The 21,794-nt window shown below is 63.2% G+C and carries 18 protein-coding genes and 1 other RNA gene; 1 reads left to right on the top strand and 18 read right to left on the bottom strand.

What is annotated here, in order from left to right:
* Nucleotide 1: 1 nt before the first annotated feature.
* The 12 genes from murC to rnpB form a co-directional block, all read right to left on the bottom strand.
* On the bottom strand, nt 2-1,405 hold the full coding sequence (gene murC, locus O0880_RS26770; RefSeq protein ID WP_071325283.1) for a UDP-N-acetylmuramate--L-alanine ligase: 1,404 nt from the start codon (nt 1,403-1,405) through the stop codon (nt 2-4).
* A 10-nt stretch (nt 1,406-1,415) separates the two neighbouring features.
* Complete coding sequence (gene murG, locus O0880_RS26765; RefSeq protein WP_071326694.1) at nt 1,416-2,471, bottom strand: undecaprenyldiphospho-muramoylpentapeptide beta-N-acetylglucosaminyltransferase; 1,056 nt, start codon at nt 2,469-2,471, stop codon at nt 1,416-1,418.
* 35 nt (nt 2,472-2,506) lie between these two features.
* On the bottom strand, nt 2,507-3,718 hold the full coding sequence (gene ftsW / locus O0880_RS26760) for a putative lipid II flippase FtsW (protein WP_071325284.1): 1,212 nt from the start codon (nt 3,716-3,718) through the stop codon (nt 2,507-2,509).
* Nucleotides 3,718-5,295 carry a UDP-N-acetylmuramoyl-L-alanine--D-glutamate ligase gene (gene murD, locus O0880_RS26755; RefSeq protein ID WP_289889489.1) on the bottom strand — a complete coding sequence of 526 codons (1,578 nt, stop codon included), beginning with the start codon at nt 5,293-5,295 and terminating at the stop codon, nt 3,718-3,720. The genes ftsW and murD overlap by 1 nt, the downstream gene beginning before the upstream one ends.
* The gene (gene mraY / locus O0880_RS26750; protein ID WP_071325286.1) at nt 5,295-6,470 is read right to left on the bottom strand and encodes a phospho-N-acetylmuramoyl-pentapeptide-transferase; all 1,176 of its coding nucleotides are present in this window, start codon (nt 6,468-6,470) and stop codon (nt 5,295-5,297) included. Before mraY ends, murD begins: the two co-directional genes overlap by 1 nt.
* A gap of 2 nt (nt 6,471-6,472) precedes the next feature.
* The gene (gene murF / locus O0880_RS26745; protein WP_289889516.1) at nt 6,473-7,903 is read right to left on the bottom strand and encodes a UDP-N-acetylmuramoyl-tripeptide--D-alanyl-D-alanine ligase; all 1,431 of its coding nucleotides are present in this window, start codon (nt 7,901-7,903) and stop codon (nt 6,473-6,475) included.
* 11 nt (nt 7,904-7,914) lie between these two features.
* Nucleotides 7,915-9,423: a UDP-N-acetylmuramoyl-L-alanyl-D-glutamate--2,6-diaminopimelate ligase gene (locus O0880_RS26740; protein WP_289889488.1), complete on the bottom strand. Its 1,509-nt coding sequence runs from the start codon at nt 9,421-9,423 to the stop codon at nt 7,915-7,917.
* Nucleotides 9,424-9,431: 8 nt separating this feature from the next.
* Nucleotides 9,432-11,210 carry a penicillin-binding protein 2 gene (locus tag O0880_RS26735; RefSeq protein WP_071325288.1) on the bottom strand — a complete coding sequence of 593 codons (1,779 nt, stop codon included), beginning with the start codon at nt 11,208-11,210 and terminating at the stop codon, nt 9,432-9,434.
* Nucleotides 11,210-11,479: a cell division protein FtsL gene (ftsL, locus tag O0880_RS26730; protein WP_071325289.1), complete on the bottom strand. Its 270-nt coding sequence runs from the start codon at nt 11,477-11,479 to the stop codon at nt 11,210-11,212. The genes O0880_RS26735 and ftsL overlap by 1 nt, the downstream gene beginning before the upstream one ends.
* Nucleotides 11,476-12,453 (bottom strand): 16S rRNA (cytosine(1402)-N(4))-methyltransferase RsmH, encoded by a 978-nt coding sequence (gene rsmH / locus O0880_RS26725; protein ID WP_071325290.1) that lies wholly within the window; start codon nt 12,451-12,453, stop codon nt 11,476-11,478. Before rsmH ends, ftsL begins: the two co-directional genes overlap by 4 nt.
* Nucleotides 12,454-12,462: 9 nt before the next feature.
* The gene (gene mraZ, locus O0880_RS26720) at nt 12,463-12,891 is read right to left on the bottom strand and encodes a division/cell wall cluster transcriptional repressor MraZ (RefSeq protein WP_071325291.1); all 429 of its coding nucleotides are present in this window, start codon (nt 12,889-12,891) and stop codon (nt 12,463-12,465) included.
* A 663-nt stretch (nt 12,892-13,554) separates the two neighbouring features.
* Nucleotides 13,555-13,916, bottom strand: an RNA gene (gene rnpB / locus O0880_RS26715) — RNase P RNA component class A.
* A 243-nt stretch (nt 13,917-14,159) separates the two neighbouring features.
* Between rnpB and O0880_RS26710 the strand changes: the two genes are divergently transcribed.
* On the top strand, nt 14,160-15,863 hold the full coding sequence (locus O0880_RS26710) for a thiamine pyrophosphate-binding protein (RefSeq protein ID WP_289889487.1): 1,704 nt from the start codon (nt 14,160-14,162) through the stop codon (nt 15,861-15,863).
* Between the two features lie 70 nt (nt 15,864-15,933).
* Here O0880_RS26710 and O0880_RS26705 read toward each other — a convergent pair whose 3' ends face one another.
* The 6 genes from O0880_RS26705 to O0880_RS26680 all read right to left on the bottom strand — a co-directional run bounded on the left by O0880_RS26705 (nt 15,934) and on the right by O0880_RS26680 (nt 21,793).
* Complete coding sequence (locus O0880_RS26705; RefSeq protein ID WP_289889486.1) at nt 15,934-16,488, bottom strand: hypothetical protein; 555 nt, start codon at nt 16,486-16,488, stop codon at nt 15,934-15,936.
* Between the two features lie 151 nt (nt 16,489-16,639).
* A complete protein-coding gene (locus tag O0880_RS26700) occupies nt 16,640-17,704 on the bottom strand; it encodes a porin (RefSeq protein WP_071325295.1) in 1,065 nt (354 codons plus the stop codon).
* 976 nt (nt 17,705-18,680) lie between these two features.
* Nucleotides 18,681-19,124 carry a nuclear transport factor 2 family protein gene (locus O0880_RS26695; protein WP_071325296.1) on the bottom strand — a complete coding sequence of 148 codons (444 nt, stop codon included), beginning with the start codon at nt 19,122-19,124 and terminating at the stop codon, nt 18,681-18,683.
* A gap of 14 nt (nt 19,125-19,138) precedes the next feature.
* Nucleotides 19,139-19,906 (bottom strand): SDR family NAD(P)-dependent oxidoreductase, encoded by a 768-nt coding sequence (locus O0880_RS26690; protein ID WP_289889485.1) that lies wholly within the window; start codon nt 19,904-19,906, stop codon nt 19,139-19,141.
* Nucleotides 19,907-19,961: 55 nt separating this feature from the next.
* Nucleotides 19,962-21,248, bottom strand: coding sequence for an MFS transporter (locus tag O0880_RS26685; protein ID WP_289889484.1), 1,287 nt, complete (start codon nt 21,246-21,248; stop codon nt 19,962-19,964).
* Nucleotides 21,245-21,793, bottom strand: a complete 549-nt coding sequence (locus O0880_RS26680; RefSeq protein WP_289889483.1) for a chalcone isomerase family protein — start codon at nt 21,791-21,793, stop codon at nt 21,245-21,247. Before O0880_RS26680 ends, O0880_RS26685 begins: the two co-directional genes overlap by 4 nt.
* Nucleotide 21,794 lies beyond the last annotated feature (1 nt).

Here is a 21,794-nt window from a genome sequence, read left to right as displayed (position 1 = left end):
ATCAGGCCTTTACAGTGTTGGATTGATACGTAGTCAGTTGTTGCGGGATGCCGCTGATGGAGCCCGCACCCATGGTCAGCACGACGTCGCCGTCGCGCGCCACGCTCATGATGGTGTCGGCCATGTCCTTCATGGACTCGACGAAAATCGGTTCGATCTTGCCGCGCGCGCGCAGCGCATGCGCCAGTGCGCGGCCATCGGCGGCGACGATAGGCGCTTCGCCCGCCGCATACACTTCGGACAGCAGCAGCACGTCCGGTGCACTGAGCACCTTGACGAAATCCTCGAACAGATCGCGCGTGCGACTGTAGCGGTGCGGCTGGAAAGCCAGCACCAGTCGGCGGCCCGGGTAGGCGGCGCGCGCCGCGGCCAGGGTCACTTCCGTTTCCACAGGGTGGTGGCCGAAATCGTCGACCAGCGCGAAGCTGCCGCCGTTCGGCAGCGCCACGTCGCCATAGCGCGTGAAACGCCGGCCCACGCCGGAAAATTCGGCCAGGCCCTGCTGCGTGGCGGTATCGGCGATGCCGATTTCACGCGCGATGGCGATCGCCGAGCAGGCATTCTGCACATTGTGCATGCCGGGCTGGTTCAGCACCACGTCGAGGTCCGGATAGCCTTCCTGCAGCACGGTGAAATGCATTTCCAGCCCTACGGCGCGCGCATTGATGGCGCGCACTTGCGCGTCTTCCGCAAAACCGTAGGTGGTGACCGGCTTGGTCACGGACGGGATGATGGCGCGTACGTGCGGATCGTCGATGCACAGCATGGCGCGGCCATAGAACGGCAAACGGTGCGTGAACTGCACGAACGCCTGCTTGAGCTTTTCAAAATCGTGCTCGTAGGTGTCCATGTGATCGGCGTCGATATTCGTGATCACTTCGATCATCGGCGTCAGGTTCAGGAACGAGGCGTCCGATTCATCGGCTTCGGCCACCAGGTAGTCTCCCGAGCCGAGTTTCGCATTCGCGCCGGCGCTGGTCAGGCGACCGCCGATGACGAAGGTGGGATCGAGGCCGCCCTGCGCCAGCACCGATGCCACCAGGCTGGTGGTGGTGGTCTTGCCATGCGTGCCGGCGATCGCGATGCCGCGTTTCAGGCGCATCAACTCGCCCAGCATCACGGCGCGCGGCACCAGCGGGATCTTGCGCGCACGCGCTGCCGCCACTTCCGGATTGTCCTGCGGGACGGCGCCCGACGTGACCACCGCATCGGCGTCGCCGATATTTTCAGCCGCGTGACCGAGCATGACGGTCGCGCCCAGGCTCGCCAGGCGCTGCGTCGCCGCATTGCTGCCCAGGTCGGAGCCCGACACCTTGTAGCCCAGATTGACCAGCACTTCGGCGATGCCGCTCATGCCGCTGCCGCCAATGCCGACAAAGTGGATATTGTTTACTTTATGCTTCACAGAGCTAACCTCATGCCAGTTTTTCCAATACGTTTGCGATCGCCTCATTGGCGTCGCGCTTGCCTGCTGCCAGTGCCGCCTGCGCCATCTGCTGGCAGCTGTCGCGGTCCAGCGACGCCAGCAAGGCGCTCAGCGACGCCGCACTCATTTCCGTCTGCGGCAGGTGAATCGCCGCGCCTTGTTGCGCCATCCATTGCGCGTTGTCGCGCTGGTGGCTGGTGGTCGACGCCACCAGCGGCACGAGCACGCTTGCCACGCCGGCCGCCGTCAGTTCCGACAGGGTGATCGCGCCGGCGCGGCAGATCACCAGGTCGGCCTCGGTATAGGCCCTGGCCATGTCGTCGATGAAGTCGACCACATTGGCTTGCACGCCCGCCTGCGCATAGGCGGCATGCAGGGCGTCGATATTCTTCTTGCCCGACTGGTGCGTCACCAGCGGGCGTTCGCCCTCCGGCATCAGCGCCAGCGCGGCGGGCAGGTTGTCGTTCAGCGCTTTCGCGCCCAGGCTGCCGCCCACCACCAGGATGCGCAGCGGTCCGCTGCGTCCCGCGAAACGCGGCGCCGGCGGCGCCATGGCCAGGATCTCGGCGCGCACGGGATTGCCCGTGACGACGGCCTTGCCGGCGGCGTTGCCGAAGTCGGCGGGAAAACCGAAACACACTTTCTGCGCCAGCGGCACCAGGGTCTTGTTCGACAGCAGCAGCGCCGCGTCGGCATTGACCAGCACCAGCGGCACGCCTTTCAGGCGCGCCATCAGGCCGCCCGGCACGGTGACGTAGCCGCCCATGCCCATCACCACGTCCGGCTTGCGGCTGGCGATGAAACGGCGGATGGCAAAGAAGCTGGCCAGCATCTTAAAGCCGCCCTTCAGCGTGTGCGCCAGGCCCTTGCCGCGCATGCCCGAGAACGCAATGGCGTCCATCGGGATGCCGCTCTTCGGCACCAGTTCCTGCTCCATGCCGTGGGTCGTGCCCAGCCAGCTCACTTCCCAGCCGCGCGCGCGCATCGTCTGCGCAATCGCCAGGCCAGGGAAAATATGGCCGCCGGTGCCGGCCGCCATGATCATCAGTCGTTTAGTCGGATTCAAATTCGTCACGTTGCTCATAGCCGGCCCCCACGCATCAGGATCCGGTTTTCATAATCGATGCGCAGCAAAATCGCCAGGCCGATACAGTTAATCAATACGCCCGTGCCGCCATAGCTCATCAGCGGCAGGGTCAGGCCCTTGGTCGGCAGCAGACCCAGGTTCACGCCCATGTTAATGAACGTCTGCACGCCAATCCAGATGGCGATGCCTTTCGCCGTCAAGCCGGCGAAGGTCTGGTCGATGGCGATCGCCTGGCGGCCGATGTCGAAGGCGCGCTTGATAATCCAGTAGAACATGCCAATCACGACCAGGACGCCGACCAGGCCCAATTCCTCGCCGATCACGGCCAGCAGGAAGTCCGTATGCGCTTCGGGCAGGTAATGCAGTTTTTCCACGCTGCCGCCGAGGCCCACGCCAAACAGTTCGCCGCGCCCGAAGGCGATCAGCGAGTGCGTCAGCTGATATGCCTTGTTCAGCGCATTGTCTTCCTGCCACGGATCGAGATACGCAAAAAACCGCTCGCGGCGGAATTTAGACAGGGCGATGATGGTGACGAAAATCGCCGTCAGCATGGCGCCGATGCCGCCGAACCAGATCGCATTGACGCCGCCCAGGAACAGGATGCCCATGGCGATGCAGACGATCACGCCGAAGGCGCCCAGGTCGGGCTCCATCAGCAGCAGCAAGCCGACGAAGCTGACGGCCAGCGCCATCGGCATGAAGCCCTTGGTCAGCTTGTGCATGTATTCCTGCTTGCGCACCGTGTAATCGGCCGCGTACAGCACCATCACCACTTTCATCAGCTCGGACGGCTGCGGCCGCAGGCCCGGCAGATTCAGCCAGCGGCGGCCGCCGTTGACCGATACGCCCAGGCCCGGTATCAGCACCATCACCAGCAGCACCAGGGTGCCGATGAACAGCCACGGCGCCATCTTTTGCCAGGTCGCGATACGGATGCGGAACACCAGCGCGCCGGCGATGATCGACACGCCGATAAACAGCGCCTGGCGCACGACAAAATAATTGTTCGTGTAGGCGGCAAACTTGCGCGCATCCGACAGCGAGATCGAGGCCGAATACACCATCACCATGCCCAGCAGCATGAGCAGCAGGACCACCCACACCAGCGGCTGGTCGTAATCCATCATTTTCGACTGCCGCGCACGGCTATCCAGCGGCTTGGCAGCCGAGCCGGAACCGAAGCTGAAGGGCAGTTGGAAGGCCATCAGATATCCTGTCCGTTTTCCAGGGCGATGTCGCGCACGGCGTCGACAAACACCTGCGCGCGGTGCGCATAGTTCTTGAACATGTCCAGGCTGGCGCACGCCGGCGACAGCAGCACGGCATCGCCGGCCAGGGCCAGGGCGCTGGCGCGCTTGACCGCTTCCGGCAAAGTGGCGCAGTCGATGATGTCCACGCCGGCCGGTTCGAGCGCTGCGCGCAGCGCAGGCGCATCGCGGCCGATCAGCACCACGGCGCGCACATAGCGCGACACGGGTTCGGCCAGCGGCGAGAAGTCCTGCCCCTTGCCGTCGCCACCGGCGATCAGCACCAGGCGCTGCTCCGCGCCGCCGAAGGCCTTGCCCAGGCCGAACAGGGCCGCCACCGTGGCGCCCACGTTCGTGCCCTTGCTGTCATCGTAGTATTCGACTTCGTTGACGGCCGTGACCAGTTCCACGCGGTGCGGTTCGCCCTGGTATTCGCGCAAGCCATGCAGCAGCGGCGCGAACGGCAGGCCGATGGCGCGGCACAGGGCCAGCGCCGCCAGCGCGTTCGAGGCATTGTGCTGGCCGCGGATTTTCAGCGCATCGGCCGGCATCAGTTTTTTCGCCATCGTCGGCACCGGTTCCGGCGCCGGATCGTTCTTCTTGCGCTTTTTCTCGATCACTTCTTCGCTCGGCACGGCTTGCGCCAGCCAGAAGATGCCGCGTTCATTGACCAGGCCAAAACTGTCCACTTCGGCCGGCTCGCCCGTGCCGAAGGTGATGCTCTCCGCCAGCGGATTGGCCATGCGCATGACGGCGGCATCGTCGCGGTTCAGGACGCGCACGGTCTCGTCGCCGAAGATGCGCGCCTTGTCCTGGGCGTAGGCAGCCATGTCGCCATGCCAGTCCAGGTGGTCCTGCGACAGGTTCAACACCGTGGCCGCATCGGCCTGCAGGCTGAAGGTCGTGTGCAGCTGGAAGCTGGACAGCTCGAGGATCCACGCCTGCGGCAGGTTGCCGGCGACGGGTGCCGCGGCTTCTGCAGCGTCCTCGCCGTCACTCTCAGGCTGAGACACAGGCTGCGGCGCGGGCGCGGCGTCGAGCACCTCGCGCAGCACGTCCAGCGCGGCCGGGCTGATATTGCCGGCCACGCGCGTGGCCAGGCCCGCGCGCTCGCACAGCAGGCCCACCAGGCTGGTCACCGTCGTCTTGCCATTCGTGCCCGTGATGGCGATGACTTTCGGCGCATAGCCGCGCTCCGCCTTGAGGAACGCCAGCGCTTGCGCGAACAGTTCGATCTCGCCCCACACGGGAATATTCTTTTCCAGCGCGGCCGGCGCAATCTGCGCCAATTCGCGGCCCGGCGCCAGGCCGGGGCTGACGGCGACGAAATCGACGCCATCGAGCAGGTCGGCCGTGAAGGCGCCGGCGATGAACTGCGCCTGCGGCACGGCGGCCTGCAGGGCGGCCAGGCGCTCGGGCGCTTCGCGCGTATCGGCCACGCGCACGGCAGCCCCGCTGCGGGCCAGCCACAGGGCCATGGCCAGCCCCGATTCGCCGAGGCCCAGCACCAGTGCGGTTTTAGCGTCGTACATCATCAGCGCAGCTTCAAGGTGGTCAGGCCGAGCAGCACCAGCATCATGGTGATGATCCAGAAACGCACGACGACCTGCGTCTCCTTCCAGCCTTTTTGTTCAAAATGGTGATGCAGTGGCGCCATCAGGAAGACGCGGCGGCCTACGCCATAGCGCTTCTTGGTGTACTTGAACCACGCCACCTGGATGATCACGGACAGCGTTTCGACGACGAAGATGCCGCCCATGATGAACAGGACGATTTCCTGGCGCACGATAACGGCGATGGTGCCCAGCGCGCCGCCCAGGGCCAGCGCGCCCACGTCGCCCATGAAGACCTTGGCGGGATGGGTGTTATACCAGAGGAAGGCCAGGCCGGAGCCGGCCAGCGCGCCGCAGAAGATCACCAGTTCGCCGGCGCCCGGAATGTGCGGGATGAACAGGTAGCGCGCGTACGTGACGTTACCCGTCAGGTAGGCGAACAGGCCCAGGGCCGTGCCCACCATCACGGTCGGCATGATGGCCAGGCCATCGAGACCATCGGTGAAATTGACGGCGTTGCTGGTGCCGACGATGACGCAATAGGTCAGCGCGATGAAACCCCAGACGCCCAGCGGATAGCTGATGGTCTTGAAGAATGGCACGATCAAGTCGGCCTTGGGCGGCAGGTCCATGGCAAAGCCGGACTGCACCCATGCGTAGATCAGGTTCCACACATGGCCTGCGTCGGGTTCCGAGACGGACACGGAAAACGCCAGGTAGAAGGCGGCGATGATACCGATCAGCGACTGCCAGAAGTATTTTTCACGCGAGCGCATGCCTTCCGGATCCTGGTGCACCACCTTGCGGTAGTCGTCGGCCCAGCCGACGGCGCCAAAACCCAGGGTAACGATCAGCACGGGCCAGATGAAGCGGTTCGACAGGTCGGCCCACAGCAAGGTGGAAATGCCGATGGCGATCAGAATCAGCACCCCGCCCATGGTCGGGGTACCGTGTTTTTTCAGATGCGTTTGCGGGCCGTCCGTACGCACGGCCTGGCCGACCTTCATGCGCGTGAGCATGCGGATCACGGCCGGACCGGCGCACAGGCCGATCAGGATGGCCGTCAGGGTCGCGAAGACGGCGCGGAAGGTTATGAAGTTAAAGACCCGCAGTGGGCCAATGTCGTCCTGGAAATAATGAGCGAGCCAGAGCAGCATGATTAGTGAGCTTCCTTGTTTTTGTTGTTTGAACCAATCAAATGCTGCACGGCCCGTTCCATTTTCATGAAGCGGGAGCCCTTGATCAATACTGTTGCATCCGATCGGCCGGACAAATGCGCATCGAGCGCCGCCAGCAAGCCGTCGAACTGTTCGAAATACTCCACGACCGTGCCTGATTCCTGGCTTGCGGCCGCCTGCGCCGGATTCACCAGATGGCGCGCCAGGCCGCCCGTCGCCAGCACGTGTTCGATGCCTTTGGCGGCGGCGTAGGCGCCGATCTCTTCGTGGAACTGCTGCCCCTGCGTGCCGACTTCGCCCATCTCGCCCAGCACCAGGATGCGCGGCGCTGCGGCCTGCGCCAGCACATCGATGGCTGCCCGCGCCGAATCCGGATTGGCGTTGTAGCTGTCGTCGATGATGGTGGCGCCATTGGCGGCACGTTTTTTCTGCAGGCGGCCGTTCACCGGCGCGAACGCCTCCAGGCCCTGCTTGATATGTTCGATGGCGATGCCGGCGCCGACGGCGCATGCCACGGCGGCCAGCGCATTGCGCACATTGTGTTCGCCCGCCGCCTGCAAACCGACGAAGAACTGGCGCAAGCCGCCGTCCTGCGCGCGCACGCTGACGAACAGGTCGCTGCCAAAATCCTCTGCGGCGCGGTGCGTGCAGCTCACTTCCGCATCCTTCGACAGGCCGAAGGTGATGACCGTGCGCGCGCCGGCCAGCTCGCGCCACAGGGCGGTAAATTCATCGCCGTGCGGGAAGACGGCCACGCCGTCATGCGCCAGGGCGGCCAGCGCCGCGCCGTTTTCGCGCGCCACGGCTTCCACCGTATGCATGAATTCCTGGTGTTCGCGCTGCGCGTTGTTGACCATCGCCAGGGTCGGCGCGGCAATCGCGGCCAGACGGGCGATCTCGCCAGGGTGGTTCATGCCCATTTCGATGACGGCTGCCTTGTGCTGCCCGCTCAGGCGGAACAGGGTCAATGGCACGCCGATTTCATTATTCAGGTTGCCGCGCGTGGCCAGACGGCCTTCTTCGCCAAAGGCCGCCGCCAGGATGGAAGAAATCATCTCCTTGACGGTGGTCTTGCCATTGCTGCCGGTAACGCCGATGACGGGCAGGCTGAAACGGCGGCGCCAGTAATTGGCGATGCGGCCCAGCGCCACCAGCGTGTCGGCGGCGACGATGGCCGGCACCTTGCTGCTGTCCCAGCCTTCCGGCAGGCGCTCGACCAGCACGGCGGCGACGCCCCTGGCGGCCACCTGCTCGAGGAAATCGTGGGCATCGAAATTCTCGCCGCGCAGGGCAACGAACAGCGAGCCGGCAGGCGCGCTGCGGCTGTCGGTCGACACACCCGAAAAACTGGCGTCGCCCATCAGCTGTGCGCCATCCAGCGACGGCATCAATTCAGCCAGGCTTGCGTGCATCAGGCTATCCATCAGTTCGTCCTCATCATCGTCAGGCGCGCGGACAGGGCCAGCTGCGCATGGTCGGCATCGGAGAACGGCAATTTCTTGCCCTTGATTTCCTGGTACGGCTCGTGGCCCTTGCCCGCCAACAGGATGACATCCGGCTTGGCCGCATGCTTGATGGCCGACAGAATGGCGGCGGCGCGGTCTTCGATGGCCTGCGGCTGCGGGCCATTCGCACGCATGCCGGCGACGATCTGCGCGATGATGGCATGCGGGTCTTCGCTGCGCGGATTGTCGCTGGTGACCAGCACGTGATCGGCCAGCTGCGCGATGGCGCCCATCTGCGGGCGCTTGCCCGGATCGCGGTCGCCGCCGCAGCCGAACACGCACCACAGCTGACCGCCGCGTTCCTGCGCCACCTGGCGCAAGGCGGCCAGGGTTTTTTCCAGCGCGTCAGGCGTATGCGCATAGTCGATGACGACCATCGGCGCTTCCTGTCCGCCCACCTGCTGCATGCGGCCCGGCGCCGGCTGCAGGGATTCGATGCCGTCGATGGCCGCGCGCAGGCCGGTGCCGTGCGCCAGCAAGGCGCCCAGCACGGCCAGCGCGTTGCTGATATTGAAGTGGCCCACCAGCTGCGTCTTGACCAGCGCCACGCCAAGCGGGCATTCCAGGTGGAAGTCGGTGCCGGCATTGCGGCTGCGGAACTGGCTGGCACGCAGCATCAGCACGCCCGGCAGGTCGGGCAAGGCTGCCGCATCCTGCAAGGTATAGCCGATGACGGGATACTCGCCGGCCAGCTTGCCGTCCACGTGGCGCGCCAGGCGCAGGCCCATGGCGTCATCCAGGTTGATGACGGCCGTTTTCAGGCCGGGCCAGTCGAACAATTTGACTTTCGCCGCCTCATAGGCCGCCATGTCGCCGTGGTAATCGAGGTGGTCGCGCGTCAGGTTGGTAAACATGGCGACGTCGAAATGCATGCCGGCCGCGCGTTCCTGGTCCAGGCCTATCGACGACACTTCGATGGCGACGGCTTGCGCGCCGGCGTCGCGCATGGCGGCGAGCTTGCGCGCCAGCAGCACGGCGTCGGGCGTGGTGTAGCCGGTGACGTCGAAGTCGATCTCGCCGCGCGGCTTGCACAGGCCCACGCCCAGGGTGCCGATCACGGAGGAAGTTTCACCGAGGCGCGCCAGGGCCTGCGCCAGCCACAGCGCGCACGAGGTCTTGCCATTCGTACCCGTCACGCCGGCGCTGAACATGGCGCTGTCGGGCATGCCGTAGAACGCATGGGCGATGGGGCCGGCCTGGCGTTTCAGGTCGGCCACTGCCAACTGCGGCACGGTCCATGCAGCGTCCCAGTCGGCGCCATCATGCACGATGGCGGCGGCGCCCCGCGCGATGGCGGCGGCGATGAAATGGGTGGCGCCGGCATAGGCGAAAAACACGTCGCCGCGCTGCACGCGGCGCGAATCGGACGTCAGCTGCCCGGACGGGGCAGCCGCTTTGATCCACAAACTGATTTCTTGTATGGTCATGAGTGACTTCACATGGCCTCCGGACCGGCATTGGCCGGAACCACGATTTCGGTAACGGAGGAATCGGGCGGTACGTTCATCGCGCGCAGCGCGTTGGTCGCAATCGCCGCGAAAGCGGGAGCGGCAACCTGGCCACCATAGTGGGCCGGGCCGGTCGGTTCATCGATCATCACGGCAATGATGAAGCGCGGCGCCGACATCGGCACCATGCCCACGAAAGAGCCGATATATTTGCGCGGCATCGCGTAGCGGCCGTTTTCCACCTTGTAGGCCGTGCCCGTCTTGCCGCCGACGCGGTAGCCGGCAACTTGGGCGCGCTTGGCCGAGCCGTGCGCGCCCGACACCACCAGCTCGAGCATGGCGCGCATTTCGGCGGCCGTCTTCGGTTTGATCACTTGCTGGCCCACAGGCAGTTCATTGACTTTCTGGAACGACAGGGGAATCGTGTCGCCATCGCGCGCGAACATCATGTAGGAACGCGCCAGCTGGATCAGCGACACGGAAATGCCATTACCGTAGCTCATGGTCGCCTGCTCCACCGGGCGCCAGGATTTATACGGACGCACGCGGCCGGCCACGGCGCCGGGGAAGCCCCATTTCGGCTGCTGGCCGAAGCCCACCTTGGTAAACATTTCCCACATTTCCTGCGACGGCATGCCCAGCGCGATTTTCGAGGTGCCGATATTCGACGACATTTCGATGATCTCGGAGACATTGATCACGCCGTGCGGCTTGGTGTCGGTAATCGTGCGGTCGGCGATGGTGTAGCGGCCCGGACCCGTGTCGATCAGGGTACCCGGCTTGACCCGGCCCGTGTCGAGCGCCAGCGAGACCGTGATCGGCTTCAGGGTCGAACCGGGTTCGAAGGTATCGGTCATGACGCGGTTGCGCAGCTGCTGGCCGGTGAGCTTGCGGCGGTCGTTCGGGTCGTAGCTCGGGTAATTGGCCAGGGCCAGCACTTCGCCCGTATGCACGTCGAGCACGACGGCGCCGCCCGCCTTGGCATTGAACTTTTCCACCGCTTCCTTCAGCTGCGTGAAGGCGATGTACTGGATCTTGCTGTCGACGGACAGGGTCAGGTCCTTGCCGTCATGCGGTTCGTGGATGAAGCCGATGTCTTCGACGATATGGCCCAGGCGGTCCTTGATCACGCGGCGGCTGCCGGTGGTGCCGACGAGGGTTTTCTGCTGCGCCAGTTCCATGCTTTCCTGGCCCACGTCTTCCACGTTGGTAAAGCCGACCACGTGGGTCATCACTTCGCCCTGTGGATAAAAGCGCTTGTATTCCTTGCGTTCGTCGATGCCGTCGATGCCCAGCTTGGAGATCTTGTCGGCCACGTCCATCTCGACCTGGCGCTTCAGGTAAACGAAGCTGCGGTCCGAATCGAGCTTCTTGCGCAATTCGTTGACGTTCATTTCCAGCAGGCCGGCCAGCGCATTGATTTTTTCGGGTGTCGCCTGCAGCACGTCGTCGGGAATGGCCCAGATGGCCTTCACGGGAACGGACGACGCCAGCACCTGGCCGTTGCGGTCGGTGATCTTGCCGCGCGTGGCAGGCAATTCCAGCGTGCGCTCATAGCGCGCCTTGCCCTGCTTTTGCAGGAACTGCGTCGAGACGCCCTGCAGCCACAAGGCGCGCGCGCCCAGGCCGGCGAAAGCGAAGAACAGCAGGAACAGCACGACGCGCGAACGCCAGACGGGCAGACGCACTGCCAGTACGGGGTTTTTCGAGAATGGCACGCCCTTCGACGCCGCCACCCGGCCGTTGCTGTTACCGCCCAACTTCATTATTCGCCCTCCGTCAGGTACTGCGTGCGTGCCGCCGTCAGCGGCGTCATGCTCAGGTCGCGCCGCGCTATCGATTCGATGCGCTCATGCTTGCCCAGGGTGGACTGGTCCAGCTGCAGCTGCGCCCAGTCGATGTCGAGCTGGCGCGACAGCGCTTGCGCGCGCTCCAGGTCGATCAGCAGGTGGCGCGCCTGGTACTGCGCGTTCACCAGCGACAGGCCGCAGCACACCAGCAGGGCCGACAGCACGACACTGAGCTTGCCAGTCATCGGGCGCCGCCGCTTGCAGGCGCCGCCAGCGGCAGGCGTTGTGCCACGCGCATCACGGCCGAGCGCGAACGCGGGTTCGCCTCGATCTCGGCGTCGGACGGCTTCATCTTGGAAATGAGCTTCATCTCCGGCTGCGGCAAGTCGACGGCGCGGATCGGCAGGCGGCGGTCAGGCTGCTCCACATTCGCCTTCGAGGCGAAGAAGCGCTTGACCATGCGGTCTTCCAGCGAGTGAAAACTGATCACGGCCATGCGCGCGCCCGGCGCCAGGCAGGCATACGCCTGGTTCAGGCCGATCTCGAGATCCTCGAGCTCTTTGTTAATGAAAATGCGTATGGCCTGAAAGGTGCGGGTAGCGGGGTCCTTACCCTTCTCGCGGGTCTTGACGGCGCCTGCCACGATGCTGGCAAGCTGTCGTGTGCTTGAAATTGGCTGGACTGCCCGGCCAGCAACAATCGCCTTTGCAATCTGAAAAGCAAACCGTTCTTCCCCATAATCGCGTATCACCTTTTCTAAATTCTGCTCGGTTTCCACCGCCAGCCATTCGGCCGCGGAAATGCCGCGCGTGGTATCCATGCGCATGTCCAGCGGTCCGTCGTTGCGGAAGCTGAAGCCGCGCGCCGCGTCGTCGACTTGCGGCGACGAGATGCCCAGGTCGAGCAAGATGCCGTCGACCTGCCGCACGCCGCGTTCGGCCAGACTGGCCGTCATGGTGGCGAAACTGTCGTGGACGATGTCAAAACGGGGGTCGGCGATCTGTTCGGCCGTGGCGATAGCCTGCAAATCCTTGTCGAAACCGATCAGGCGCGCGTCTGCAGCCAGGCGCGACAGGATCAAACGGCTATGCCCGCCGCGGCCAAACGTGCCGTCGACGTAAATACCGTGCGCGCGGTCGCCCGACAGGTCGAGCGCATCGACCGCTTCATCGAGCAGCACCGTGCGATGCTGAAATTCCGGCACCGTGAGTTGTGTCATTACGGAGCCTTAGAAAGAAAAATTGGAAAGTACATCAGGGGTGCCGGCATCGATCGCCTGCTGTTCTTGCTCGGCCAACTTGGCGGCATCCCATATTTCAAAGTGGCTGCCCATGCCGATCATCATCACTTCGCGCGACAGCCCGACGGCGTTGCGCAATTCAGGGGAGATCAGCACGCGGCCGGCCGAGTCCAGCTCGACGTCAACGGCGTTGCCGAGGAAGATGCGCTGCCAGGCGCGCGCCGACATGGGCCAGGTGGCGATTTGCTGGCGGTGGCTTTCCCACACGGGACGGGGGAAAAACAGCAGGCAGCCATCGGGGTGTTTCGTCAGGGTCAGGCGACCTTCGCATTGAATCGCCAGCGCGTCACGGTGCTTGGCAGGGATAGACATCCTGCCTTTGGCATCGAGACTGATTGCGGACGCGCCTTGAAACACGGAAGACCTTTTTTGAGCTTGGCTTGCGACGCCTTGGCGTCACGCAGAAAAGGGAAAAATTCCCACAAAAACACACTTTTTCACACAGTTGCCCACTTTAGAGTAAGCAAAGATAGTGGTCAAGCGGTTTCCGATTGGCAAAACAGGAATTTTAGTAATGAAATTAAGGACTTAGCGCATATCGTTGAAGGAGTCTCAAATAAAAATATATCGATAAATTAGATACTTATGAAAGATAGTGAATGTGCTACCTCATCTGCACACATGTGTTTTCCTACCGTAAACATCGAAAAAGACGAAATGAAAAAATTGAATTTTTTACAGTTAGTTGACACATGACAATAGTTTCGTCGTGCGAGCACAACGGTAATCGAGTGCCTGGAAAGACTTGGTTTATGGCAAAAAAATGAGCACACAATGCCCCGCTTGCCCGATTTTCCGGGGGCCGGCCATACCCGCGAAAACTTTTTTTGCAATGCAGCAATTAATTAAACTTCAGAAACTTTAACCAATTGTTCATTTTTAGTTGTATATACAACTTTATCTTCAGCACTATATTTTTAGAAACAAAAAAGCCCCGTTGCCGGGGCTTTTTGGTCATACCGGCGGTGCGAAAAACACCGTCGCCGAACACCTCCTGGCATGCCAGAGGGCAAAGAATTCAAGTGAAGCAGGCCGGTAGGCCGGATTTTGTTACGGCGCCTTCCCTTGCAGGTCGGCGCTATGACAGTCATTCCTCTAGGCGCCAGATTACTCGGGCGCTCAAGCTTTCTACCCGCACGCTCCGCGAGCAGCATCATCGCGTGCCTATTTGAAATTGCACCAGGTGGAGGTTACCGCGTTTCACCGTAACTTAATACGCTCGTCTCTGTGGCCCTATTCCTCGCCTTATACTCCCCCGGCATACAAGTACGCCGGGTCGGCTTTCGGCGGACGGCCGTTAACCGTCACCCCGCTCTATGGAGTCCGGACCTTCCTCCCGCCAGCGCATTGCTGCGCCAGCCAGCGACTGTCTGGCCTGCTTCACCCGCCATTGTACCGCGCCGCAGCATGTTTCTGCAAAAAGGCCTGCGCACGCGCGGCGCCGCTCGCCAGCCGCGCCTTGCCGGGCGGCCCGCCCCGGGGGATTGTGTAATTCGGTGTCGCCATTTCAAAAGCCGGGCCAAATCGGCTCACATAGAATGGCGCAAGCTGCGCGTATACCAGGCGCATGCGCTTCGCTTGCCCGATTTTTCTTTGCCACCCAACTAGAATATAAAGAGCCGAACATGACGCAACAATCCCGTACCGGCGGCCAGATCCTGGTCGATGCCCTGCAGATCCACGGTGTCGACACCGCCTTTGGCGTGCCTGGCGAAAGCTACCTCGACGTGCTCGACGCCCTGCACGATTCGGGCATCCGCTTCATCATCAACCGCCAGGAAGGCGGCGCCGCCTTCATGGCCGAAGCCTACGGCAAGCTGACCGGCAAGCCGGGCATCTGCTTCGTCACGCGCGGCCCGGGCGCCACCAACGCGTCGATCGGCGTGCATACGGCGTACCAGGATTCGACGCCGATGATCCTGTTCATCGGCCAGGTGGGCAACGATTTCGTCGACCGCGAAGCGTTCCAGGAAATCGACTACCGCCGCATGTACGGCCAGATGGCCAAATGGGTGGCACAGATCGACCGCGCCGAGCGCATCCCCGAATACCTGGCGCGCGCCTTCCAGGTGGCCACCAGTGGCCGCCCCGGCCCCGTCGTGCTGGCCTTGCCGGAAGACATGCTCATTTCCATGGCGGCCGTGGCCGACACGCGCCCTTACCAGCCCGTGCAGGCGGCGCCGTCCCATACCCAGATGCAACAGTTGCGCAGCATGCTGGCCGGCGCGCAGCGCCCGCTGCTGCTGCTGGGCGGCACCACCTGGACGCCGCAGGCGTGCGCCGACCTGCAGCAGTTCGCCGAAGCGAATCACTTGCCCGTCGCCTGCGCCTTCCGCTTCCAGGACTTGCTCGACAATGCGCACCCGAACTACATCGGCGACGTCGGCATCGGCATCAACCCGAAGCTGGCCGCGCGCGTCAGGGACGCCGACCTGGTGATCGCCATCGGTCCGCGCCTCGGCGAAATGACCACCGGCGGCTACACGCTGTTCGATTCGCCCGTGCCGCGCCAGCGCCTGGTGCACATCCACACGGATGCCGAGGAGCTGGGCAGCGTCTACCAGGCCGAGCTGATGATCAACAGCGGCATGCCGCAAGCGTGCGCCATGCTCGCTGCGATGGACGCCGTCGACGCGGCCGCCTGGCAGCATACGCCGGCCGCCGCCAAGGCCGAGCTGGCCGCCTACCAGCAGCAGCCGCCGATCTTCCAGGATGGCCAGGCGCCGCTCGACCTGTGGCAAGTGACGCAAGACATCATGGCGCAAGTGCCCGCCGATACCATCCTGACGAACGGCGCCGGCAATTACGCCTCGTGGGCGCACCGCTTCTACCGCTACGGCGGCATGCGCACCCAGCTGGCGCCGACGAATGGCGCCATGGGCTACGGCGTGCCGTCCGGCGTGGCGGCGAAGATCGTGCATCCGGAACGCACGGTGATCACCTTTGCCGGCGATGGCGAATACATGATGAATGGCCAGGAACTGGCGACGGCCGTGCAATACCAGGCGGGCGTGGTCATCATCGTCTTCAATAACCAGATGTTCGGCACCATCCGCATGCACCAGGAGCGCGACTACCCGGGCCGCGTGTCGGGCACGACCCTGCACAATCCGGATTTCGCGGCGCTGGCGCAGGCGTATGGCGCGCATGGCGAAGTGGTGAATACGACGGAAGAGTTCGCTCCTGCCCTGCAGCGGGCGCTCGCGCATGCCAAGGCGCACAGCCTGCCGGCCCTGATCGAGCTGCGCTACGACGGCAACCTGATCACGCCGAACGCGACGCTGGCCACCATCCGCGCCACGGCGGAAAAGGCGCAAGCGGCGAAGTAAGCAGTCGATTGCAGCAGAAATCACAAAGGCCCGGTCACCACCGGGCCTTTTTCATGGCGTCACGACACTATCAGGCTGCCGGCGCCAGCGAACTCTCGGGCACGGCTTCCGCTGCCGGCGCCGGTTCGGCAGGCACTTCCGGCATGGGCGGGCATGGCGTGCAATTTTTCAGCGGACGGCCAAAGTCGCGCACGCGGCTCAGCTTCATCGGCATGCGCACGTTGCCGCCGCAATAATCGCCTTCCAGGGTCAGGGTTTGCCCATCCTTCGAGAACTTGCCGACGATGGTGCGCTCTTCGCTGTCCGCGCCGGCGATGGTGAAGTCGAAGGCGCCCGTGGCGGCATCGAGGTTGACGTCACTGGCCACGATGGGCCAGCTCAGGGCCCCTGCCGTGAATTCATAGATGACGGAATCGGCTTCGGCGAAGCGATGCAGGGTGACGCGCTGGCCGCCGATCTCGCCGCTGTCCTTTTGCAGGCACAGGTCCGAATACACGGTCACGCCATAACGCTCCAGCCCGGCCGGCTTCCTTGCCTTGGCCGCGGCGAAGGCGGCGCCAGTGGCGCCGGCCAGCAGCAGTGCGGCCAGCATGGCGGCCAGGCGTGGCGATTTGAATGGGTACATGGCATTCCTCTACTTTAGTAACGGCAACATTATAACTGGCGCCGCACATGCAAAAACGCGCCGCCAGGACTAGCCTGGAGACGCGTTTCTTTGCTGATAGGCACCCCCGAAGGGATGCCTGCAGCGGTACTAAGCTTCGCTTGCGCGAATATTAGAACGAGTGACGAACGCCAACGTTGAAGGCTTTGTCGCCCGTACCAACATTGGCGTTGTTGCCAACGGTGTAGCCAGCGAAGTTTTTGTTCTTGATTTTAGCGTACGAAGCGTAGGTGCTGGTGCGCTTCGACAGAGCGTACGAGTAGCCCAGTGCCCATTGATCAGCGTCAGCATTCGCGTTGGTTTTGTCGTTCGTGCGGATGAACGAAGCCATTACGGTGCCAGCTGGGCCAACAGGTACGGTTGCGCCAACCAGGATGTTGTTGCTGTCGGTGCTAGCACCAGCCGAAACGTAGTTGAAGGCATTGACGGCGCCGTTGTTACGGATGCCGCTGTTGTTGCCTTTGTTCACGCCGTAAGCGACGTAAGCTTTTGCAACTGCGAAATCGTAGTTAACAGCAGCCAGGTAGTTACGGCCGCTGCCTTGTTCGATGGTCGCGGTGTCGTTGCTGGTGTTGTTGTAAGCCAGACGTGCGTTCAGAGGACCGTTCGAGTAGCCAGCCGACGCGCCGATTTTGCGGCCGATTTTGTTCGAATCAGCGTTTTCGCCGAAGGTGTAAGCCACGTCAGCGTCAAAGCCGTTGAAGTTTGGCGAGGTGTACAGCACGGTGTTGCTGGTGCGGGTGTTCGCTGGGAACAAGTTCTTAGCGGAACCAGCGTAGCCAGCTGCGAATGGATCAGCAACTTTCGACAGGGTGTTGTACCAAGGGGTGTATTGACGACCCAGGGTCAGCGTACCAGCCGTTTTGCTGCTCAGACCAACGTAAGCTTGACGGTTGAACAGGCTGCCTGCAACGTCTTGTTGACCGTTGTCAACGCCGAAGCCCGATTCCAGAACGAACAGTGCCGACAGGCCGCTGCCCAGATCTTCGGTGCCTTTGAAGCCGATACGCGATGCCGAAGCAATGCCGCTGTCCAGTTTGTTAACGTTGCCGTTAACGCCGCCGCGCTCGCTGACGAAACCAGCGTCAACGGTACCGTAGATTACGACGCTCGATTGAGCTTGGGCTACGCCGGTGGCTGCTGCCAGAACTGCCAGGGTGATCAGAGTTTTTTTCATTGCAATTTCCTTTAATTTTTGAAGCAAAAAGTAATACAGCCTATGCATCTCGAGCTGCGCTCTAACAGAGCGCTTTTTATGAGTGAGGGCAAGGTCTCCACCTGCCACATTGCTGTTCCGGTCAGAGGAACAATTCATATCGGTATCGGCACGCTATTGCACCGATAAGCTAGAAGGCTGCATAACGACCGTATTTTCGTGCGCCGGTTCGGTGCTCAAAGGGCACCGGAAGCGGCACTATAACGACCGTTTCACATTCCATCAAGTTCCAACATGTTACTTCCGGTACCAGGCCAGGGGCTTTTTCAGGCATCCCAACCATCGCCAACCGTACTACGCGACAGAGCCAGTGCCCCTTGCCAATCAATGCATTGGCCTGATTGACCATTCCATCATAGCGCATGCCTTGTCGACACCCGTTGTATTAGTGCAACAGTATCAGGCGCATGATTAAAACATCAACATGCTTTACCCACCATCGGCCGTCCAAGATTTACGCGACAAAGCGCACAATTTGTAAGGTGATAATGGATAAACGGGACGAAGCATACACCGCATCGCCAATGTTTGCTGCCGGATGCCCAAAAACGGGAATTATTACGTCCCATTTTGGTGCGTTGCCGCATTATTCAGGGGCGTAGGGCAGAATTTCGGCGTCGGCGCGCGCATGGAAAAAATAGGCAGAGTGACAATGGAATTACTGACTTTCCGGTAATTTAAATTGTCTACCTAGAAATGTTTTCCATGCTTTCCGGTTCTTTTGCCTGTTGCCCGCGAGGTGGCGATATCGGCGTCTCTTGCTTGGCAATTCCGCATCACTTGAAACAATTTCTTACAATGTTGCCTTCTAAATATTTTGATAGTTTTGTGTCAAAAAAACGACACATTGATCGAGATCAAGCCTTTTCGGCGTCCCTCGCAGCGTATTTGCTTTTTCTTTTGAGTAATGTTTGCTTAAAAGCGCCACGCAGCAGCGCTAGCGCCGCCCTGCGCGTTTCAGCATGCGCATGAACCCGCCAAGCAGCGGCAGCTTTTCATACAATTCCTCGGCCACATCCCAATAGTCGCGGTGCTGCACTACCCTGCCCTGCGTATCGAAACGGATATGGGTGGCACCGCGAATACATTGCTCGCCAGCTAAGCGGCGCTTCATGCGGAAACGGAACTCCCAGGTGAGGAACGCTTGCCTGCCCTGTCCCATGCTGTCGAGCACGATAAAACGCGGGGCATCGACTTGCACGAACATGTGCTCGAAGATGGCCAGGATGGCCGCATGCCCCACGACGTCGTTGAACGGATCCTTGAAACAGGCGTCCGGCGCGTACACGGCGCCCAGCTGGGCCAGATTCTCCAGGCTCAGGTGCTCGTAAAACGCCACCAGCCGCGCCAGCGGGCCCTCCACGCTTGCCGTCTGCGTCATGCTCGCTTCTCCTGTCATAAGCCGGTCACCTTGCGGATCAGCCAAAAATAAGCGCGGTACGGCAACAGCCGCACCAGGCGCATGGCATTGGTAAAACGCTTGGGGAAATGGATATGGAACTGGCCCCGCTCGATGCCGTCGAGCATGGCGGCGGCCGCGTCCCGGGCCGTCATCAGCGCGGGCATGGCGAAGTCATTGCCGGCCGTCAGTGGCGTAGCTACGAAACCGGGGTTGATTTGATACACATCAATGCCACGCCCGTGCAGGTCCAGGTACAGCGACTCCGTCAAATTGATCAGCGCCGCCTTGCTGGCGCCATACGCTAGCGCTTGCGGCAAGCCGCCATAGCCGGCCACCGAGGCGACGATGCCGATGCCGCCACGGCCCTGGCGCAACAGCCACGGCAAGGCCACGTCCAGGCAATTGAAGACGCCACCGACATTCAGCGCCAGCAGGCTCTGCGCCGCGGCCAGGTCAAAAGTGTCGGCGCGCATGGCCTGATAGCCGCCGGCCACCACCAGTATCAGGTCGATCTGCGGCCAATGCCGCGCCAGCTCCGCCCCAACGGCCCGCAGCTGCACGGGCTGGGTAATGTCGAGCGGCAAGGCCAACGCCAGCGGCTGGCCCGCGCACAGCAGCTCCAGGCTGGCGCGATGGCGGGCCGACAAGGCCACGCTGGCCCCCTGCTCCAGCAGCAAGGTGGCGCAGGCGGCGCCGATGCCGCTGGACGCGCCGATGATCCACACGCGCTTGCCGGCCCAGTTATCTATCTTGCCATTCATGGCGCCGCCTTTGGACAGGAGTGGGCACCGCCGGTGCTGGCGGCGCAGAAACAGCTCACGAAACGCATGCGCGATGCTCCATATGCCCACTATCGCTATATATATGTTGTAAGGGCGCACGCCACAACAGCAGCGCCGCCAGCAGCTTCAGGGCACAGGGCAGCAAGGCATAGGTGGCAGACAGGGCCGGCAAGCCGCCGTCCCGCCCAGGCACATAGCCGAGCCAGGCCAGCAAGGGCAAGACGATGCCGGCCGCCAGCGCCAGGCTCATTTGCACACCCCAGTTCCACCAGCCGAAATATGCCGCCTCCTGCCTGCCGGCATGGCCCGCCACGCCGATCAGCCCTGCCAGCAGGGCCGGCGGCAAGGCCAGGTCGGCGCCCAGCGCCAGGCCGGACAGCAGGCAGATCGCGGCGAAACCCCAGGCGGCGCCCGCGTCGAGGCCATACGCCCAGACAAACACGCTTGCCGCCAGCAGCATGGCGCCGCGCCAGGCGCGCGCCTCGCCATAGCGGCGGGCCAGGGCCACCCACGCGGGCATCGAGGCGGCCGCCGCACAAAAATAAACGATCAGGAACGGTCCGGCGTAATGGCCGAGATGCAAATAATCGCCGGCAAAGAACAGGAACAGGGTGGCGGGAATGGCCGCCGCGACGCCATTGACGAGCAGGATGGCAAAGAGCCAGCGAAACGCGCGCTGGCGCCATGGCGCGCGCCAGGCGCCAGCGGGCAGCGCCGCCGAGTCGCGGCGCAGGGCCGGACGCGGCGCGCGCGCCAGCAGCAAGGCGCCGGCCATCAGCAGGCAGGCGGCAAAGGCCAGCGACAGGCCTTCATAGCCAAGCACGGACGTCAGCCCGGCCGCCAGGATCACGCCGACCAGGCCGCAGCCTTCGCGCACGGCCGTGACGCGCGTGCGCTGCGCGCGCGCCTGGCTCAGCGCCGCGCCCCAGCTCTGGTGGGCGATGCTGGCCAGGCCATAGGCGGCGTAGACGAGCAGCAAGGCGGCCAGGAACCAGGCCAGGGTGGCCGCTTCCGGCAAGGCGGGCGGATGAAACAGGGCGCCAAAACCCAGCAGCAGCAAGGGCAGCGACACGCCTATGAGCTCGGCATAGCTGCGCCGGCCATGCGCCATCCACGCACCCAGGGCCGGGTCGATGAAAGCGGCGCCGATGCGCGCGGCCAGCAGCACGGCGCCGATCTGCGCCAGGTCCAGGCTGCTGCGCTGCGCATAAAACGGCGCCACATATATATAGATGGGCAACGCCAGCATGGCCAGCGGCAAGCCGAACAGGCCATAGCTGAACAAGGCGGGCAAGTCCAGCGCGCTGGCCCCGGTGCTCATGGCAGCGGCGCCGCACTCCGCAGCAAGGCCGCGCGCAGCTGCGGCGCCGTGCTCGATGGCGAGAGCCAGATGGCGAAGAAGGCGCGCGCGAAGTCGCCATCGGTCACATCGGCCAGCACCTGGCCATCGAGATAGAAACGCACGCCAGGCGCGATGCCGGCCCGGTAGGCGCCCGCGATGCGCTGGCCTTCCTTGACGTCAGGAAAGATGCGCTGCATGGTGGCCAGCCAGGCCAGCCGCTGCTGTTGCGTGCCCACGCCCAGCTTTTGCATCTGTTCATGGCTGGCCTCGGCGATCTTCTTGCCGTCGAGCGCACGCGCGTAGCGCAATTCCAGCACGAAGGGCGCCGTTTCGGATGCCGCGCCCTGGTAGCCGCGCGGCCCCACCCACAGTTGCGCCCGATAAATACGCATGCCGAACCACGTGTAGTCGCCCTCGCCCGCCAGGCGTGCTTCGGGCACGTCGACGCCGACAAAGTCCGGCGGCGCGGCCCTGGCGCCCAGCATGGTCAATGAGAGCAAAGCGAGGACAAGAAAACGGCGCATG

It is taken from the genome of Janthinobacterium sp. SUN118, assembly GCF_030397695.1.
Classification (GTDB): Bacteria; Pseudomonadota; Gammaproteobacteria; order Burkholderiales; family Burkholderiaceae_D; genus Janthinobacterium.
This window is presented reverse-complemented; position numbering and strand designations above follow the sequence as displayed.

Bases quoted from the DNA above. Each gene is read 5' to 3' on its own strand.
- O0880_RS26700 (WP_071325295.1), bottom strand. From the start codon at position 17,704: ATGAAAAAAACTCTGATCACCCTGGCAGTTCTGGCAGCAGCCACCGGC.
- O0880_RS26740 (WP_289889488.1), bottom strand. From the start codon at position 9,423: ATGACCATACAAGAAATCAGTTTGTGGATCAAAGCGGCTGCCCCGTCC.
- O0880_RS26695 (WP_071325296.1), bottom strand. From the start codon at position 19,124: ATGACGCAGACGGCAAGCGTGGAGGGCCCGCTGGCGCGGCTGGTGGCG.
- O0880_RS26680 (WP_289889483.1), bottom strand. From the start codon at position 21,793: ATGCGCCGTTTTCTTGTCCTCGCTTTGCTCTCATTGACCATGCTGGGC.
- murF (WP_289889516.1), bottom strand. From the start codon at position 7,903: ATGCACGCAAGCCTGGCTGAATTGATGCCGTCGCTGGATGGCGCACAG.
- murG (WP_071326694.1), bottom strand. From the start codon at position 2,471: ATGATCATGGCGGCCGGCACCGGCGGCCATATTTTCCCTGGCCTGGCG.
- rsmH (WP_071325290.1), bottom strand. From the start codon at position 12,453: ATGACACAACTCACGGTGCCGGAATTTCAGCATCGCACGGTGCTGCTC.
- O0880_RS26735 (WP_071325288.1), bottom strand. From the start codon at position 11,210: ATGAAGTTGGGCGGTAACAGCAACGGCCGGGTGGCGGCGTCGAAGGGC.
- O0880_RS26705 (WP_289889486.1), bottom strand. From the start codon at position 16,488: ATGTACCCATTCAAATCGCCACGCCTGGCCGCCATGCTGGCCGCACTG.
- O0880_RS26685 (WP_289889484.1), bottom strand. From the start codon at position 21,248: ATGAGCACCGGGGCCAGCGCGCTGGACTTGCCCGCCTTGTTCAGCTAT.
- O0880_RS26690 (WP_289889485.1), bottom strand. From the start codon at position 19,906: ATGAATGGCAAGATAGATAACTGGGCCGGCAAGCGCGTGTGGATCATC.
- mraY (WP_071325286.1), bottom strand. From the start codon at position 6,470: ATGCTGCTCTGGCTCGCTCATTATTTCCAGGACGACATTGGCCCACTG.
- ftsW (WP_071325284.1), bottom strand. From the start codon at position 3,718: ATGGCCTTCCAACTGCCCTTCAGCTTCGGTTCCGGCTCGGCTGCCAAG.
- murD (WP_289889489.1), bottom strand. From the start codon at position 5,295: ATGATGTACGACGCTAAAACCGCACTGGTGCTGGGCCTCGGCGAATCG.
- O0880_RS26710 (WP_289889487.1), top strand. From the start codon at position 14,160: ATGACGCAACAATCCCGTACCGGCGGCCAGATCCTGGTCGATGCCCTG.
- ftsL (WP_071325289.1), bottom strand. From the start codon at position 11,479: ATGACTGGCAAGCTCAGTGTCGTGCTGTCGGCCCTGCTGGTGTGCTGC.